Source organism: Pseudomonas sp. BN417 (assembly GCF_029871205.1).
In the GTDB taxonomy this organism is placed as follows: domain Bacteria; phylum Pseudomonadota; class Gammaproteobacteria; order Pseudomonadales; family Pseudomonadaceae; genus Metapseudomonas.
This window is the reverse complement of record NZ_SSOJ01000123.1, coordinates 37,599-54,443: the sequence shown is the minus strand read 5'-3', so window position 1 is coordinate 54,443 and position 16,845 is coordinate 37,599. Positions and strand designations below refer to the sequence as shown.

General features: G+C 66.3%; 13 protein-coding genes. 4 read left to right on the top strand and 9 right to left on the bottom strand.

Going from position 1 to position 16,845, the window contains the following annotated elements; all coding sequences use genetic code 11:
* The first annotated feature begins 10 nt into the window (after positions 1–10).
* The 3 genes from E8F11_RS15670 (at position 11) to E8F11_RS15660 (ending at position 3,000) form a co-directional block, all read left to right on the top strand.
* A complete protein-coding gene (locus tag E8F11_RS15670) occupies positions 11–916 on the top strand; it encodes an ABC transporter permease subunit (RefSeq protein ID WP_280289751.1) in 906 nt (301 codons plus the stop codon).
* Between the two features lie 141 nt (positions 917–1,057).
* Complete coding sequence (locus E8F11_RS15665) at positions 1,058–2,032, top strand: ABC transporter ATP-binding protein (RefSeq protein ID WP_280289750.1); 975 nt, start codon at positions 1,058–1,060, stop codon at positions 2,030–2,032.
* The gene (locus E8F11_RS15660) at positions 2,029–3,000 is read left to right on the top strand and encodes a peptide ABC transporter ATP-binding protein (RefSeq protein WP_280289749.1); all 972 of its coding nucleotides are present in this window, start codon (positions 2,029–2,031) and stop codon (positions 2,998–3,000) included. The genes E8F11_RS15665 and E8F11_RS15660 overlap by 4 nt, the downstream gene beginning before the upstream one ends.
* Before the next feature lie 122 nt (positions 3,001–3,122).
* Here E8F11_RS15660 and E8F11_RS15655 read toward each other — a convergent pair whose 3' ends face one another.
* Positions 3,123–3,740: a LysE family translocator gene (locus E8F11_RS15655; protein WP_280289748.1), complete on the bottom strand. Its 618-nt coding sequence runs from the start codon at positions 3,738–3,740 to the stop codon at positions 3,123–3,125.
* A gap of 142 nt (positions 3,741–3,882) precedes the next feature.
* On the opposite strand from E8F11_RS15655, the gene E8F11_RS15650 reads away from it, so the two are divergent.
* Positions 3,883–4,356, top strand: coding sequence for an Lrp/AsnC family transcriptional regulator (locus tag E8F11_RS15650; RefSeq protein ID WP_280289769.1), 474 nt, complete (start codon positions 3,883–3,885; stop codon positions 4,354–4,356).
* Between the two features lie 143 nt (positions 4,357–4,499).
* Here the strand turns inward: E8F11_RS15650 and E8F11_RS15645 are convergent, their stop codons facing one another.
* The 8 genes from E8F11_RS15645 to E8F11_RS15610 all read right to left on the bottom strand — a co-directional run bounded on the left by E8F11_RS15645 (position 4,500) and on the right by E8F11_RS15610 (position 16,598).
* On the bottom strand, positions 4,500–5,420 hold the full coding sequence (locus E8F11_RS15645) for a biotin-dependent carboxyltransferase family protein (protein ID WP_280289747.1): 921 nt from the start codon (positions 5,418–5,420) through the stop codon (positions 4,500–4,502).
* Complete coding sequence (gene pxpB / locus E8F11_RS15640; RefSeq protein ID WP_280289746.1) at positions 5,417–6,094, bottom strand: 5-oxoprolinase subunit PxpB; 678 nt, start codon at positions 6,092–6,094, stop codon at positions 5,417–5,419. Before pxpB ends, E8F11_RS15645 begins: the two co-directional genes overlap by 4 nt.
* Entirely contained in the window at positions 6,091–6,837 is a 747-nt protein-coding gene (locus E8F11_RS15635) for a 5-oxoprolinase subunit PxpA (protein ID WP_280289745.1), read from the bottom strand. The genes pxpB and E8F11_RS15635 overlap by 4 nt, the downstream gene beginning before the upstream one ends.
* A gap of 221 nt (positions 6,838–7,058) precedes the next feature.
* The gene (locus E8F11_RS15630) at positions 7,059–9,617 is read right to left on the bottom strand and encodes a sulfite reductase flavoprotein subunit alpha (protein WP_280289768.1); all 2,559 of its coding nucleotides are present in this window, start codon (positions 9,615–9,617) and stop codon (positions 7,059–7,061) included.
* 185 nt (positions 9,618–9,802) lie between these two features.
* Entirely contained in the window at positions 9,803–12,007 is a 2,205-nt protein-coding gene (locus E8F11_RS15625) for a TonB-dependent siderophore receptor (RefSeq protein WP_280289744.1), read from the bottom strand.
* Between the two features lie 420 nt (positions 12,008–12,427).
* Positions 12,428–13,531 carry an alpha-hydroxy acid oxidase gene (locus E8F11_RS15620; protein ID WP_280289743.1) on the bottom strand — a complete coding sequence of 368 codons (1,104 nt, stop codon included), beginning with the start codon at positions 13,529–13,531 and terminating at the stop codon, positions 12,428–12,430.
* Between the two features lie 11 nt (positions 13,532–13,542).
* Positions 13,543–14,223 (bottom strand): Fe2+-dependent dioxygenase, encoded by a 681-nt coding sequence (locus E8F11_RS15615; RefSeq protein WP_280289741.1) that lies wholly within the window; start codon positions 14,221–14,223, stop codon positions 13,543–13,545.
* A 161-nt stretch (positions 14,224–14,384) separates the two neighbouring features.
* The gene (locus E8F11_RS15610) at positions 14,385–16,598 is read right to left on the bottom strand and encodes a TonB-dependent siderophore receptor (RefSeq protein ID WP_280289740.1); all 2,214 of its coding nucleotides are present in this window, start codon (positions 16,596–16,598) and stop codon (positions 14,385–14,387) included.
* Between the last annotated feature and the right edge of the window lie 247 nt (positions 16,599–16,845).

Here is a 16,845-nt window from a genome sequence, read left to right as displayed (position 1 = left end):
AGACCTGACCTTGAACGCCATGCAACCCCAGGTCGACCCGAGCATCCTCTATCCGTCTCCGCTCAAGGAGTTCTGGAAGGCCTTCTCCCACAACAAGGGCGCCGTCGGCGGCCTTGCCTTCATGATCCTGATCGTGATCTGCGCGCTGTTCGCCCCCTGGATCGCGCCCCATGATCCCAGCGAGCAGTTCCGTGATTTCCTGCTGGCTCCGCCGGCCTGGCTGGAAGGCGGCCAGGCGCAGTTCCTGCTCGGCACCGACGAGTTGGGCCGCGACTTGCTCTCGCGCCTGATCCACGGCGCTCGGCTGTCGCTGCTGATCGGCCTGTCCTCGGTGGTGATGTCGCTGATCCCGGGCATCCTCCTCGGCCTGGTGGCGGGCTTCTTCCCGCGCCTGCTCGGCCCGTCGATCATGCGCCTGATGGACATCATGCTGGCCCTGCCCTCGCTGCTGCTGGCGGTGGCCATCGTCGCTATCCTCGGCCCGGGCCTGATCAACACCGTGATCGCCATCGCCATCGTATCCCTGCCCTCCTACGTGCGCCTGACCCGCGCCGCGGTGATGGTCGAACAGAACCGCGACTATGTCACCGCCTCGCGCCTGGCCGGCGCCGGCCTGTGGCGCCTGATGTTCGTCACCGTGCTGCCCAACTGCATGGCGCCGCTGATCGTGCAGGCCACCCTGAGCTTCTCCTCGGCCATCCTCGACGCCGCCGCCCTGGGCTTCCTCGGCCTCGGCGTGCAGCCGCCCACTCCCGAGTGGGGCACCATGCTGGCCTCCGCGCGCGACTACATCGAACGCGCCTGGTGGGTGGTCTCGCTGCCCGGCCTGACCATCCTGCTCAGCGTGCTGGCGATCAACCTGATGGGCGACGGCCTGCGCGATGCGCTGGACCCGAAACTCAAGAATGCAGTCTGAGGAGCCCGCCATGAACCGAATGACCTTTGTAGGATGGGTGGAGCGAAGCGATACCCATCATTTCCGGCCGACCTCCTCGATGGGTATCGCTCTGCTCCACCCATCCTACGGCCACGCTTGCGACCGCCAGGAGACCGCCGTATGAGCCTCCTTGAAATCAAGAACCTGTCCGTGCGCTTCGGCGACGCCAACGCGGTACCCGTGGTCGACGGACTCGACCTTTCGGTGGACAAGGGCGAGGTGCTGGCCATAGTCGGCGAATCCGGCTCCGGCAAATCGGTGACCATGATGGCCCTGATGGGCCTGATCGACGCTCCCGGCATCGTCAGCGCCGACAGCCTGCGCTTCGACGGCCACGACATGCTCAGGCTCAAGGGCAAGCAGCGTCGCCACATAGTCGGCAAGGACATGGCCATGGTCTTCCAGGACCCGATGACCGCGCTCAACCCCAGCTACACCGTGGGCTTCCAGATCGAGGAAGTGCTGCACCAGCACATGGGCCTCAAGGGCAAGGCCGCCCGCCAGCGCGCCCTGCAGCTGCTGGAACGAGTGGAAATCCCCGGTGCCGCCAGCCGCCTCGACGCCTACCCGCACCAGCTCTCCGGGGGCATGAGCCAGCGCGTCGCCATCGCCATGGCCATCGCCGCCGAGCCCAAGCTGCTGATCGCCGACGAGCCCACCACCGCCCTGGACGTGACCATCCAGGCGCAGATCATGGACCTGCTGCTCGACCTCCAGCGCGACCAGGGCATGGCCCTGGTGCTGATCACCCATGACCTGGCGGTGGTCGCCGAGACCGCCGACCGCGTCTGCGTGATGTACGCGGGACAGGCGGTGGAAGTCGGCGAAGTGCCGCGCCTGTTCGACGCACCCACCCACCCCTATACCGAAGCCCTGCTCAAGGCCATTCCCGAGCACAGCCTGGGCGCCCGCCGCCTGGCCACCCTGCCCGGCATAGTCCCCGGCCGCTACGACCGGCCCCACGGCTGCCTGTTGTCGCCGCGCTGCCCCTACGGCCAGCCCAACTGCGTGGCTCACCGTCCGACCCTGGACCCGCATGCACACGGCGCGGTGCGCTGCTTCTACCCCCTGAACCTGATCGAGGTGGCGCGATGAGTGCCGTATTGACCGCCCGCGAACTGACCCGCCACTACGAGATCTCCCGTGGCCTGTTCAAGCCCCACGCCCTGGTGCGCGCCCTGAACGGCGTGTCGTTCGAGCTGGAAGCCGGCAAGACCCTGGCCGTGGTTGGCGAATCCGGTTGCGGCAAGTCCACCCTGGCCCGCGCCCTGACCCTGATCGAGGAGCCCTCCTCCGGCTCCCTGCGGATCGCCGGCCGCGAAGTGACAGGCGCCAGCAAGGAAGACCGCAAGCAACTGCGCCGCGACGTGCAGATGGTCTTCCAGAACCCCTACGCTTCGCTCAACCCGCGGCAGAAGGTCGGCGACCAGTTGGCCGAGCCGCTGCTGATCAACACCCCGCTGTCCCGTGCCGAGCGCCGCGAGCAGGTGCAGGCGATGATGCAGCAGGTGGGCCTGCGCCCCGAGCACTACCAGCGCTACCCGCACATGTTCTCCGGCGGCCAGCGCCAGCGCATCGCCCTGGCCCGCGCCATGATGCTCAACCCCAAGGTGCTGGTGGCGGACGAGCCGACCTCGGCACTGGACGTGTCCATCCAGGCCCAGGTGCTCAACCTCTTCATGGACCTGCAGGAGCGCTACAACACCGCCTACGTATTCATCTCCCACAATCTCGCGGTGGTGCGCCACGTCGCCAACGACGTGCTGGTGATGTACCTCGGTCGCCCGGTGGAAATGGGCCCCAGCGAGCTGATCTACACCCGCCCGCTGCACCCCTACACCAAGGCCCTGCTTTCGGCCACGCCGGTCATCCACCCGGACCCGGGCAAGCCGAAGATCAAGATCGCCGGCGAGCTGCCCAACCCCCTCGACCCGCCGTCCGGCTGCGCCTTCCACAAGCGCTGCCCCTACGCCACCGAGCGCTGCACGGTGGAAGTACCGGAGTTGCGCCTGCTCGATGCCCGCCAGGTGGCCTGCCACCATGCGGAGACGATCAACGCCTGACGCTCTTCTGTGGGGGCGAATTCATTCGCTATGCGGGCCGAAGGCCCGCCCGACAGTATCCAAGGGGCCGCTTCGCGGCCCTTAGCGAATGAATTCGCCCCCACAAGGAAAAAGCACCACCTTCAGATATCCCGCAACAGCGCCAACCTCACCCCGAACCCCACCAGCACCCCGCCGAACAGCCACTGTTGCACTCGCTGCACCAGCGGCCGCCGCCCCAGCCAGCGGCCCAGCCCCGCGCCCGCCAGGGCATAGGCCGCGTCGAACGCCAGCCCCACCGCCACCAGCAGGGCACCCAGCCAGGCGAACTGCAACGCCAACGGCCCGGCCTCGGGGCTGACGAACTGCGGCAGCAGTACGGAACAGAACACCAGCGCCTTGGGGTTCAGCAGGTTGGTCAGCAGGCCCCGGCGCATGGCCAGCCAGTAGGCCCGCGATGGCTGCCGCCCACCCTCCACCACCAGGGCCGAGGTCTGCGCCTGGAGCAGCCGCAGCCCGAGCCAGAGCAGGTAGGCCGCGCCGGCCAGGCGCACCAGGTCGAAGGTCCAGGGCGCGGTTTTGAACAGCACCGCCAGCCCCAGGCCGGCCAGCGCCACATGGCAGCTGCGCGCCAGGGCCAACCCCAGTGCCGTGGCCAGGGCCATGCCGCGGCCCTGACGGGCCCCGGTTTGCAGCAGGAGGATCATGTCCGGCCCAGGCAGCAGGTAGACCACTGCCAGGGCGATAAGGAATCCGGTCATTTTTCCGCTCCAGAGCCGTGTCGAGAGGAAAAATTCTAGGCCCGAAGGCCGGGGCAGGTGCTTGCGTATTTGACTGGTACAGCCATGATTCATGGCATTTCCTGCCAACCCTATGCAGCCAAACAGACCACTCATGCCAAAACTGAAACTGGACGCCCTCGACCACCGGATTCTCGCCGCCCTGCAGCGCGACGGCCGCCTTTCCAACGTGCAGCTGGCCGACGAGATCGGCCTGTCCGCCTCGCCTTGCCTGCGCCGGGTCCGGCTGCTGGAGGAAGCCGGCGTCATCCGGGGCTACCACGCCAGCCTCGACCGCGACGAAGTGGGCCTGGGGCTGACAGTGTTCGTTGGCATCAAGGTGGAACGTCATCGCCAGGAACAGGCCGACGCTTTCCGCGAAGCGGTGATCAGCCTGCCGGAAGTCATCTCCGTGCACCTGGTATCGGGCGAGGCGGACTTCCTGCTGCAAGTGGTGGTGCCGGACCTGCGGGCCTACGAGCACTTCCTGACCGGCACCCTGCTCAAACTCCCCGGCGTCAGCGATATCCGCAGCAACTTCGCGATCCAGACGGTAAAGGCGCCCTCGCCGCTGCCGTTGAACCACTTGCCGAAATAGCCCGTTGCACGGGCCGCTTTTCTGTGGGGGCGAATTCATTCGCAAAGGGCTGCGCAGCAGCCCCCCTGCGGCGCTGAAGGGCACCCCTGCGGGCTGCTTAGCGAATGAATTCGCCCCCACAAGGAACCGGCAAGGTCGGTGCCCTACCGCCCGAAAAAGCGATAGAACTCCCGCAGCTCTTCCTGGGCATCCTCCAGGCTCATGGGGGTGAAGCGCAGCACCTGGTTCGCCGCGCACTGCGCCAGGCGTCCCAGGTCCAGCGGGTGGACCCAGCCGAGGATGGGGTAGCCGCCCATGGTCTGGCGGTCGGCCATCAGCACTATGGGTTGGCCGTCCGGCGGCACCTGGATGGCGCCGCTGACCACGCCCTGCGACCACTGTCGCTGCGGCGCGAGGATGGGCGCGCCTTGCAGCCGCGTACCCATTCGGTCCGACTGCGGGCTAAGTTGCCAGGGCTGCTCGAAGAAGGCGCGAGCCTCTTCCTCGGCGAAGCTGGCCGCGTCACCGCCCAGCAGCACCCGCATCAATTGCGCGGCCTTGTAGTCCGGCTGCCAGGGCCAGGGCACGCTAGCGCCGCGTGGAAAATCGGCGGCGCCGCCTTGTAGCAGGTCACCCTCGGCCAGCTTGGCGCCTTCACCGCCCAGCCCGCCCAGGCCTTCGCGCAACTGGCAGGCGACACTGCCCAGTACCGGCTCGGCTCGGATGCCATCCGCCATCGCCAAGTAGGTGCGCTGGCCACTGCGGGCGAAGCCGACCTGGAGGCGCTGCCCGGCCTCCAGACGAAAGCGCGACCAGTTGCGTCGCGGTTCGCCGTCCACGTCCAGCGGCATATCGGCGCCGGCCAGTGCCACCCAGAGCGTATTTTCAGCTTCCAATTCGACACCGCCCAGGGCAATTTCCAGCACTGGGCAGCCGAAAGGATTGCCCAGCAGCCGATTGGCCCAGGCCATCGCCAGCGGGTCCATGGGCCCGGCGGGGGAAACTCCCAAGTGCTGCCAGCCAAAGCGCCCGGCATCCTGCAGCAGGCTCAGCGGGCCGGGCTTGATCACCCGCAGGCCGCTCATGCCTCGCCCCCTTCGGCGCGGTAGCGCGCTTCGTCGATGGCGAAGAAGCGCACCCGGTCTCCCAGGGCCAGTGGGCAAGGCGGTTCGCGACTGGCGTCGAACAGCGACCAGGGGCACAGCCCCAGCAGGTGCCAGCCGCCGGGGGAGGCCTGGGGATAGATGGCGGTCTGGCGCTCGGCGATGGCCAGGCTGCCGGCGGGCACGCGGATGCGCGGACTGCCTCGGCGCGGCAGCGCCAGGCGCGCATCCAGGCCGCCGAGATAGGCGAAGCCAGGGGAAAAGCCGATGGCGCCGACGCGGTATTCGCCGCCGCTGTGGATATCCACTACCTCAGCCGCGGAAAGGCCACAGGATTCGGCCACCTTCGCCAGGTCCTCGCCGCAGTACCAGACGGGAATCTGGTGGAGCTTGCCGGCGTCGTTCGCAGCCGGCGCCTTCAGCCAGTCCTCGAGCAACGGCTCGATATGCCGGCCCAGGGCGAGATGGTCGGTGCGGGTCAGGTCGTAGTGCAGCAGCAGGGTGGTCCAGCCCGGCACCAGGTCCACCAGCAGGTGGCCGAAATGCTGGCGCAGGGTCTCGGCCAGCACGGCGATGCGCTGTGGCAGCCGCGCATCCGGTTCGTCGGCCAGCACCAGCAGCAGGGCTTCGGCGCCAGCGGGTTCGAGGCGGATCATAGGGCGTCCAGCTTGCCTCGCAGACGGCGCAGTACAGCCAGGGACTCCGGGTTATCGCCATGCACGCAGAGGCTGTCGGCGGTCAGCCGCAGCGGCTTGCCGTCGATATCGGGGAAAGGTTCGCCAGTGGCGATCGCCATGGCTTGGTCGAGGATGCGCTCGGGCTCGTGGTGCACCGCGCCCGCCAGGCGCCGGGGCGCCAGTTGGCCGTCGGACAGGTAGGCGCGGTCGGCGAAGGCCTCGAACATCAGCGGTACGTCGGCCGCGTCGGCCAGTTGCAGCTCGCGGCTGTTGTCCGCCAGGGCCAGGACCATCAGCGGCAGACCCTTGCGGTAGCTGGCGCAGGCGTCGAGCACCGCGCCGAGCAGCGCGTCGTCGCGCACCAGGTCGTTGTACAGGGCGCCATGGGGCTTCACATAGGCGACCTGGGTGCCGACGGCGCGGCAGAAAGCTTCCAGCGCGCCGATCTGGTAGAGCACCAGGGCGCGCACCTCCTCCGGCGTGCAGGCCATGTGGCGGCGGCCGAAACCAGCGAGGTCCGGGTAGGCCGGATGGGCGCCAATGCGCACGTTGTGGCGCAACGCCAGTTCGACGGTGCGTTGCATGGTCAGGGGGTCGGCGGCGTGGAAACCGCAGGCGAGGTTCGCCTGGTCCACCAGCGGCATGGCGTGCTCGTCGTTGCCCATGTTCCAGGCACCGAAGCTTTCCCCCATGTCGCAGTTCAGCAGGATTCGTCTGTTCATGAAGCCGATTATGGCTAAAAGCCGCCGTTCTTGTAGGGGCGAAACTCCACGTAGGTTGTGGCTGGGCTACCGGAGCCCAACATCCCGTGCGCCGACAGGGCCGCCGTTGGGCTTCGCTGCGCTCTGCCCAACCTACAGGACGCCCCCAAAAAACGCCCCGCACGAGGCAGGGCGAACATTTCCCCAGGAGCAGGGATCACTCGGTTCGGCGCACAGCGCCCTCAATACACGTCGCGGCGGTAGCGGCCTTCGTCGCTCAGCTGTTGCAGAGCTTGGTCACCCAGGATGTCGCGCAGGGTGCGGTCCACGCCTTCGGCCATGCCCTGCAGGCTGCCACAGACATAGATCACCGCACCCTCCGCCAGCCAGGCGCGCAACTCGTCGGCGGCCTCGCGCAAGCGGTCCTGCACATAGACCTTCTCGGCCTGGTCACGGGAGAAGGCGAGGTCCAGGCGTTGCAGCTCGCCCTCGGCCAGCCAGGCTTGCAGCTCACTGCGGCAATAGAAATCGTGGGCCTGGTTGCGCTCGCCGAACAGCAGCCAGTTGCGGCTGCGGCCAGCGGCGATGGCGGCCTTGAGCAGGCTACGCAGACCGGCGAGGCCGGTGCCATTGCCGATGAAGATCAGCGGGCGGTCTTCATCGATCAGGTGGAAGCGGCTGTTGCGGCGCAGGCGCAGGGGCACGGCGGCGCCCTGCGGCAGATGGTGGGTCAGCCAGCCGGAGGCGATGCCCAGGCTGCCGTCGGCATGCTGCTCCTGGCGCACGATCAGCTCGAGCACGCCGTCGCTGGCCAGCGAGGCAATGGAGTACTGGCGCACCGACAGGCCGATCAGCGCCTGCACCAGGGCTTGCGGCTGCAGGCCCACCAGGTGCTCGAAGGAGCCCGGCAGCAGGCGTCCGCCCAGGGCCTGGCGCAGCGGCTGGCGCACGCCGTCCAGTTCCACCTGGGCGTCGCCGTCCAGACCATGCTGGTCGAGCCAGGTCTGGATGCGCGGCTCGGCCTGACGCGGGAGGATCTCCACCAGGTCGCCGGCCTGCCAGTCCATCTGGCTGCCCGCCGGTGCACGCAGGCGCAGCAACCAGGTGGATTCGCCCTGGCTGCCGGGGTTGAGATGTTCGCGGCCTTCCAGGGTCCAGCTCTCGAAAGCCGGGCCACTCCAGGGCGTCAGTACGGCGTTACCGGAAACCTGGGCGAGCTGTTGCTGCCACTGCTGCAGGGCCCCGCTGTCGCCGTTGTCCACTTCCACCGGGTCGAACAGCTGGCTGGCGCCCTGCCCTTTCAGCCAGGCCTGCAGGCGTCGGCCGAAACCGCAGAACTGCTCGTACTGGCGATCGCCGAGGGCCAGCACGGCGAAGCGCAGGCCGGCGAGTTGGGAGGCCTGGCCGAGCACCTTGCGCTCGAAGCCACGGGCATTGTCCGGGGCCTCCCCATCACCGAAGGTGCTGACCACGAAGAGCGCATTGCGGGCCTGGGCCAGGGTGCCGCCGTCCAGTGCCGCCAGGGGCTCGACGCGCACCGGCAGGCCTGCGGCCTGCAGCTGGCCAGCGCTCTGCCAGGCCACCTGCTCGGCGAAACCGCTCTGGCTGGCGAAGCCGATCAGCCAGGAATCGTTGCCGGCACTCGCCTCCAGCCCGCCACGGGCGGCCTTGATCGCGCTCTTCTTGCGCCGGCGGTCGAGATAGAGCAACCAACCGGTGACGAAGAACAGCGGCATGCTCAGGCTGGCCAGCATCACCAGGATGCGCCCCGGCAGGCCGAAGTATTCGCCCACGTGCAAGGCGTAGATGCTGGTGAGCAGTTGGGCCTTGAAGCTCTTGTCGGTATAGCGGTCGCTGCGCAGCACCTTGCCGCTGGCCGGGTCGAGGGTGATCTGGTTCAGCGCGCGCGGATGGTCGGCGCCTTCCAGCAGGTAGAAGACGGTGGCCGGCTGGCCGCCCACCGGCGGCAGGCGCAGGTTGTAGGCGGTCATGTCCGGGCCCGCGGTGTCGCGGATGCTCTTCCACACCGCGTCATAGTCCACCACCAGCGGCGGGCCGGAGGGCGCATGCATGCCGGGGCGGCCGCGGCCTTCGCCACGGCGCTCGCCAGGCTTGCCCTGCTGCCCGGCGGGTGCATCGGAGAGCAGTCGATTGAGGCCTTCGCGGTACCAGTCGTAGGACCAGAACAGGCCGGTCAGCGCGGCCAGGAGATAGAACGCCAGGCACCAGGTGCCGGCCACCGCATGCAGGTCCCAGTTGAAGCTGCGCCCCTTGCGCGACCAGTCGAGGGTCAACCAGGCGCGCCAGCTGCCGGCCTTGCGCGGCCAGCGCAGGTAGAGGCCGGAGAGGCAGAAGAAGATCAGGATCAGGGTGCAGGCGGCGGTGATCTGCTTGCCGAACTCGCCCATGGCGAGGAACCGGTGCAGCTGCAGCATCAGGTCGAAGAACACCTGGCCGGACGGCTCGCCCAGCAACTCGCCGGTGTAAGGGTCGAAGTAACGCATGGGGCCACGGTGCTCGCCGGGCGGAGGCGCGAAGAAGACCCGGGCGGCTTGATCGGACCCGGTTTCCACCCCGAGGCGGACGACCTTCTTGCCTTCGGCAGCTTCTATCCTGCTCACCAGCTCGGCAGGCGGCAGCACGCCAGTGTCGCGCACCTGGACCTGCAGGGTCTCAGGGTTGAGCAGGCTTAGGATTTCCTCCTGGAAGCTATAGGCGGCCCCAGTGACGCCCATCAGGGCCAGTACCAGCCCGGCACTGATACCGAACAGCCAGTGCAGCTGGAACAGGGTCTTCTTCAACACGTGATCTTCCTCGGGCGCGCGCCTGACGGCGCGGCGGATCGCTCTTGCGGTCGGCCCCATGCCTGACCGGGAGGCGATTTTATTTGAGAACGGGATGCATTAAACCAGGAATCAGAGCTTTTACCTTTTATTTACAGCCTTGTCCGAGGACCCTGCCTTGCGCAGGGCCCCCGGGTCGTTCGTCAGAACGAGTAGGTCGCGGTCAGGATCGCCGACCGCGCGTCGCCGTACTCGACGGCCGAGGAGCGGGCATCGGTGCCGTTCTGCTGGCGTACGCGCTCCACGTAGTCCTTGTCGAACAGATTGTTGACGTTCAACTGCAGGTCCAGCTCTTTGTTGACCCTGTAGCCGACCATCGCGTTATGCACCCAGTAGGCATCCAGCTTGGCGGTGGTGCTGGAGCTGACGTTACGCTCGCTGACGTAGCGCGCGCCGTAGCCCAGGGTCCAGCCTTCCGGCAGTTCGTAGGTGGTCCACAGGTTGAAGGAGCGCGGCGGGGTGTTGCCCAGCGCCTGGCCTTCACGAGCGATGCCGGCGGCGGTGTTGGCCGCTTCGAGCGTCTCGCTATCCTGGAAGGTGTAGTTGGCGAAGACATCCCACTGCTCGGTGATGTGCCCGGTCAGACCGAGCTCAACGCCTTGCACCCGCTGCTTGCCTGCCAGCTGGGTGGAACCGTCGGCCATGGTTTCGCGCGCGTCGGTCTTCTCTACGCGGAACACCGCGCCGTCCACTTGCAGGCGACCACCCAGCAGCTCCCACTTGGTCCCCAGTTCCCAGGTCTCGTTCTTTTCCGGGTCCAGGTTTTCGGTATGGTCAGTCACACCGCCGCCGTTGGACGCCAGCGCCTCCGCGGAGGGGTTGAAGGAAGTGCCCCAGGCCACATAGATGCGGCCGTTCTCCACCGGCTTGTAGACCAGGCCGGCACGGCTGCTCAGCTCTTCATCCTTGGAGGTGAAGTCGCCAGTCTCGGCATGGGTCGCGGAGTAAGTCTTGCTGTTGCCGTCGAACCAGTCATAGCGCAGGCCCAGGTTCAAGTCCCACTGCTCGTGCAGGGCGATGGTGTCGAAGACATACAGCGCCTTGTCGTCCAACTGGTTCTCGGTATAGCTGCTGGTGGCCTTGGTGACCGGGCCATCCCAATGACCGGGCGGATTGCTCAGGTCGAAACCGTTGGACGGATACAGGGCGTTGCCGAGACCGTGGTTGTAGCTCTTGAGATCGAAGTCCTCACGGGATATCTCGGCACCGGTGACCAGCTCATGACCCAGTCCGAGGGTGTCGAAGCTGGCCCGCAGGTTGGTCTGGTTGATCCACATCTCGGTGGTGGTGTCGCGGCCGGAAGCCTGAGGCCCCGCCGGGCGGTAGCGGCCTGGCGGAACGCCTTCGATGTTGACGTGGGACGCCGAGACTATGGTGTTGCGGTCGATGCGGCTGTAGCGGGTGAGGTTCTGCAGGCGCAGGTTCTCGTTGAAATCGTGCTCGAGGTTCGCAGTGAAGGCGTTCTGGTCGATCTCGTCCTTGTCCAGGTTCTCCCAGCCGAAGTAGTCCTCGCGGCTGACGCCGGCGAGCTTCTTGCCGTTGCGGGCCGGTACGCCGTAGTCCGGCAGGTTGTCGTCGGTCTGGTGGAAGGCGCTCAGGGTCAGGCGGGTGGAATCGTTGAAGCCCAGGCGCAGGGAGGGCGCAACGCCCCAGCGCTCGCGGTCGATCTCGTCACGGCCGGGTACGTCGTTCTCGTGGGCCATCAGGTTCACGCGAAACGCACTGTCACTGCCCACGCCTTCCAGCGGCTGGTTGGCGTCCAGGGTCAGGCGGTGATAGTTGTCGGTGCCGAGGCCGCCGCCCAGGGTGGTGAAGGCGTTGTCATGGGGCTGCTTGCTGATGATATTGATGCTGCCGCCGGTGGTGCCGGCGCCGCCGAACACCGAGTTCGGGCCCTTGATGACCTCGACCTGCTCGATGTTGAAGGTGTCGGTGCGGCTGGTCTGGGCGCTGTCGCGCAGGCCATCGATCTGGATGTTGTTGTTCGCGGAGAAGCCGCGGATGTTGATGCTGTCGCCGGAACCGCCGCCACCCTCGCCGGCGTTGAAGGTGATGCCGGAAACGTTGGACAGTACCTGGCGCAGGCTCAGGGCCTGCTGCTCCTGGATGACTTCCTTGGGTACGACGGTAATGGTCTGCGGCGTATCCAGCAGCGGGGCGGTGTATTTGACGGAGGAGGATTGCTCGACCTTGTAGGTTTTCACTGCCTTGCCGTCGACCGTCACGCTATCGAGTTGCAGGGCCTGTTTCTGCTCTTCGGCCAGCGAAAAATTTGCGGACGATGCGACTGCCAGGCCGATGGCGCTGGCCAGGATGGCGCGTTGCGGCAGACTATTCTTGTTGCTCATAAGAATCACTCCCCAGTGAATTTGAGGCGCGATTCTATTTGCGAATGTTTATCAGTAAAGATAAATACACGTCCTTTACATAATCTTTACATTTATATCGGAAACTTCCCTCTCTAAAACGGGCCACGAATAGGTTGATATTGCCGGCTATTTCACCCAATTCCGGCGAATAGGACTGCCCACTGGTGCTATCCCGAAGCACGAAAAGAATCAAGCCGAAAAGTGACTTGCCAGTCACTTTTCGGCCTTGAAACTCTACAGAACGAGTTGCACCGCGAGCCGCGTCGTAGGGTGCGCCGTGGGCACCGCCCCCTTTGCCAGGAGCGGATATCGAGCCTGCCAACACCGATCTCCGGTGCGCACAGCGCACCCTACGCCACTGGACCTTTCCCTGGAGTCAGTGGGGGAGCGCTGAAGTACTCAGCGCCAGATCAGCGAAGCGTCGATGGAGGGCAGGTTCGGGCAGCCAGCCAGGGCCATGGCCACCTCCAGTTCCGTGCGCAGCAAGTGCAGCACGTGGGCCACCCCCGAAGCGCCTGCCGTTGCCAGGCCATGCACATAGGGCCGGCCGATCATCACCGCGTTGGCGCCCAGGGCCAGGGCCTTGAATACATCGGTGCCGCGGCGGATACCACCATCGAGCAATACCGGCACCTTGCCCTCCACCGCCCGAACCACCGCCGGCAGCACATCCAGGGTGGCGGGCATACCGTCCAGGGTGCGGCCGCCATGGTTGGAGACCACTATGCCGTCGACGCCCTGCTCCACCGCCCGCGTGGCATCCCGGGGGTTCATCACGCCCTTGACCAGCACCGGCAAGCGGGTGAGCGATTGCAGCCACTCGAGGTCCTTCCAGGTGGGCGCGTGCTCCAGCAGCGGGCTGCCGAACAACGGGCTGGCACCCGGCTGGGCGACACTTGGCGGCAGGCTGCGCATGCCCTTCAGATTGACGGCCTCGACACCATCCGGGAGGACGAAGCCGCTGCGCTGTTCGCGGTTGCGCATGCCGTTCACCGGTGCGTCCACCGTCACCACCAGCGCGCGGTAGCCGGCGGCCTCGGCGCGCTGCACCAGCTCACGGGTGAACCCCCGGTCCGGCTGGATGTAGAGCTGGAACCAGAGCGGCGTCTGCGCCGCCTGGGCGATAGCCTCAAGACTGACACCGGCCTGGGTGCTGACCACCATGGCCGCGCCCATGGCCGAGGCGCCGAGCACGCTGGCCAGTTCGCCGTCCGGATGGGCCAGTTTCTGGAAGGCCACAGGAGCCAGGAGAATGGGGTAGTCCAGATCGAGGCCACAGAGCTGCAGCCGCGTATGACCTCCCCTGAGGTCTTCCAGCACCCGATTGAGCAGGCGCACGCGCTGGAAGGCCGCGAGGTTGTCGGCCAGGGTGAGTTCGTCCGCCGCACCGCCGGCCAGATAGGCCCAGGCCTGGGGCGTCATCCGCTCGCGGGCGAAGGGCTCGTAGTCGGCGACCGCGGCGATTTCGGCGGGAATCTGCTGGAGCTTCGGAAGGGGCATCATGGCGGGCCTGCTCAGGTGTTCGACCAGTGCCGCAGCAGATTGTGGTAGACGCCGCTGAGACGCACCAGGGCCTCGCTTTCCGGCGCTTCTCGGGTCAGTTGCTGGATGGCGCGGTCCAGCTCCAGCAGCATGGAACGCTGGCTGTCCTCGCGGACCAGGCTCTGGATCCACATGAACGAGGCCATGCGCGCACCACGGGTCACCGGGTTTACCCGGTGCAGGCTGCTACCGGGATAGAGCACCAGATGCCCCGCGGGCAGCTTGACGCTGTGGCTGCCGTAGGTGTCTTCGACTATCAGCTCGCCGCCTTCGTATTCGTCGGGATCGCTGAAGAACAGGGTGGCGGAGAGGTCGCTGCGCACCCGGTGCTGCGTGCCCGGCACACTGAAGATGGCGTTGTCGACGTGGTTGCCGTAGGTGCCGCCGCCGCTGTAGCGATTGAAGCGCGGCGGCAGGACTTTCAGCGGCAGGGCCGCAGCGAAGAATTGCGGGTTACTGCCCAGGCGCTCGACGATGAAGTCACCGATCTCGATGGCCAGCGCGTCGTCCTGGGCCAGCTGCTGGTTGTCCTTGGCGCGGACGGCCATATGCCCTGCCGTGCCGCGACCATCGACCCAGTTGGCCTGCTCCAGTGCCGCGCGGATCTTGCGCACTTGCTCGGGCGTGAGCACGTCAGGGATGTGCAGCATCACGGTGGTTACCCTCCTAAGCGGCGCCCGATTGGAGAGCCGGCTGATAAGCGTTCGCAAATAAAACTGGCGCTCATCTTACTTGGGCAGCAAGGCGCAAGGAACCAGAGACAAGATGCCGCCCAGGAGAAAGGTGTGGCTTTTTTACCTTGGGTTGGCCGGGGTCAGAAGGACAGCGTGGCGGAAAGGACGGCCGAACGCGCATCGCCGTATTCGATGGCGGAAGACCGGGCTGCGTCGCCCAGGGTGGTGCGCACGCGCTCCACATAGTCCTTGTCGAACAGGTTGTTGAGGTTCAGCTGCAGGTCCAGGTTCTCGCTGGCCTTGTAGCCGAGCATGGCGTTGTGCAGCCAGTATTCGTCCAGCTTGATCCGGTCGTCGGACGAGGTCAGGTTGCGCTCGCTGACATAGCGCGTGCCATAGCCGACGCGGACATTGCCCGGCAGGTCATAGGTGGTCCAGAGGTTGAAGGAGCGCGGCGGCGTGTTGGCCAGGGCCTGCCCCACGGTTGCGAGGCCCTTAGGCGTGTTGGCGTCCTTGCGGGTTTCGCTGTCGAGGTAGGTGAAGTTGGCGAACAGGCTCCACTGTTCGGTGAGCTTGCCAGTGGCGGCCAGCTCGACGCCTTGTACCCGGCGATCACCCGCCAGGGCGGTGGAACCGTCGGCCATGGTGGCCCGCGCGTTCTTCTTCTCCACCTGGAAGATGGCGGCATCCAGCTCCAGGCGACGCTCCAGCAGCTCCCACTTGGTGCCCAGCTCCCAGGTCTCGTTCTTTTCCGGACCGAGCTTCTGGGTCGCCTCGCTCAGGCCCGCGCCCGAGGTCGCGAGGTTCTCCGCCGAAGGGTTGAAGGAGTTGCCCCAGGCGACATAGAGGCGGCCGAAATCGGTAGGCTTGAACACCAGCCCGGCACGGCTGCTGAGGCGCTCGTCGCTGGAGCTGTAGCCCTTGGCGGTCCAGGTGCCCTTGGCCTGGCTGCGGTTCTCGGCGTCGCCATCCACCCAGTCGTAGCGCAGGCCCAGGCTCAGGTCCCACATCTCGTCCAGGGCAATGGTGTCGAAGGCGTAGAGCGCCCGGTCGATCAGGCGCGTCTCGACCTTGGAGGACGTGCCCTTGTCGGTCGGCCCGCTCCAGTAGCCCGGCGGGCTGGCCAGGTCGTACCCGCCCTTCGGAAACTTGAGGCCGTAGGAATAGACGTCGCGGTCATAGGTCTCGCGGGAAACCTCCAGGCCACCTACGAAGGTATGCCCGAGTCCCAGAGTGTCGAAGTTGGCGGTGAGACTGGTCTGGTTGATCCACATCTTGCTGGTGACGTCGCGCCCATAGGCTTGCGGACCGGCCGGCAGATACTTGCCCGGAGGCAGCTTGTCGATGTTGACGTGAGCAGCGGAAATCACCGTGTCGCGGTGGACCTGGCTATAGCGGGTGAGGTTCTGCAGCGACAGGTCGTCATTGAACTGGTGCTCCAGCTTGATGGTGAAGGCGTTCTGGCTGATCTCTTCCTTGTCCAGGTTGCGAAAGCCGAAGTAAGCATCGCGGCTGACGCCAGCCACCCGCTTGCCGTTGAAGATGGGCACGCCATAGTCGGGCAGATTGTCGTCGGTCTGATGGAAATAGCTCAGGGTCAGCCGCGTGTCTTCGCTGAGCCCCAGCGCCAGGGACGGTGCGATGCCCCAGCGCTCGCGCTCGATCTGCTTGCGGTCTGGAACGTCGTTCTCATGGGCCATGAGGTTGAGGCGGAAGGCGCTGCCATTGCCGACCTCCTCCAGCGGCTGGTTGGTATCCAGAGTCAGGCGGTGGTAGCTGTCGGTGCCCAGGCCCGCGCCGATGCGGGTGAAGGCCTCGCCCTGCGGTTGCTTGGTGATCTGATTGACCGTGCCACCGGTGGTGCCCATGCCACCGAATACCGAGTTGGGGCCCTTGATCACTTCCACCTGCTCGATGTTGAAGGTGTCGGTGCGGTTGTTCTGCGCGCTGTCGCGCAGGCCGTCGATCTGCATGTTGGAACTGGCCGAGAAGCCGCGGATGTTGATGCTGTCGCCGGAACCGCCGCCGCCCTCACCGGCGTTGAAGGTAATGCCGGAGACGTTGGACAGCACTTCGCGCAGGCTCAGCGCCTTCTGGTCCTGGATCACCTCCTGGGGCACCACCGTGATGGTCTGTGGCGTGTCCAGCAGGGGTACGGCGTACTTCGCCGAAGCCGAGCGCTCGACCTTGTAGGGTTTGTCGCGCTTGCCATCGACAGTCACGTTGTCGAGTTGCATGGCCTTGCCCTGCCCATCGGCCATGGCATGACTGGCCAGGCTGGCGAGGGCGACGCCGACAGCGGCAGCCAGCAGGTTGCGCTGCGAAAGCTTGAGTGGTGCGGTTTGGTGCTCCATGAGAGGTCTCCCCAGTTGAATGGGGAGCGACTCTATTTGGGAATGGTTATCACCAACAGACATCCAACGCAGGTTCGGAAATGCCCTTGTCTGTCACGGAAAAACCCTACAACCAACGCGCCGCATAGGGCTTGGGAGGCAGTGATAGCTGGCGACCCGGACTCGCGATCCGTTGGGCTTCGCTGCGCTCAACGCCAACCTACAAAAAAACAAAGCCCGCCAATGCGGCGGGCTTTGTCTGAGCGCG

Bases quoted from the DNA above. Each gene is read 5' to 3' on its own strand.
- E8F11_RS15665 (WP_280289750.1), top strand. From the start codon at position 1,058: ATGAGCCTCCTTGAAATCAAGAACCTGTCCGTGCGCTTCGGCGACGCC.
- E8F11_RS15660 (WP_280289749.1), top strand. From the start codon at position 2,029: ATGAGTGCCGTATTGACCGCCCGCGAACTGACCCGCCACTACGAGATC.
- E8F11_RS15655 (WP_280289748.1), bottom strand. From the start codon at position 3,740: ATGACCGGATTCCTTATCGCCCTGGCAGTGGTCTACCTGCTGCCTGGG.
- E8F11_RS15645 (WP_280289747.1), bottom strand. From the start codon at position 5,420: ATGAGCGGCCTGCGGGTGATCAAGCCCGGCCCGCTGAGCCTGCTGCAG.
- pxpB (WP_280289746.1), bottom strand. From the start codon at position 6,094: ATGATCCGCCTCGAACCCGCTGGCGCCGAAGCCCTGCTGCTGGTGCTG.
- E8F11_RS15635 (WP_280289745.1), bottom strand. From the start codon at position 6,837: ATGAACAGACGAATCCTGCTGAACTGCGACATGGGGGAAAGCTTCGGT.
- E8F11_RS15625 (WP_280289744.1), bottom strand. From the start codon at position 12,007: ATGAGCAACAAGAATAGTCTGCCGCAACGCGCCATCCTGGCCAGCGCC.
- E8F11_RS15620 (WP_280289743.1), bottom strand. From the start codon at position 13,531: ATGATGCCCCTTCCGAAGCTCCAGCAGATTCCCGCCGAAATCGCCGCG.
- E8F11_RS15610 (WP_280289740.1), bottom strand. From the start codon at position 16,598: ATGGAGCACCAAACCGCACCACTCAAGCTTTCGCAGCGCAACCTGCTG.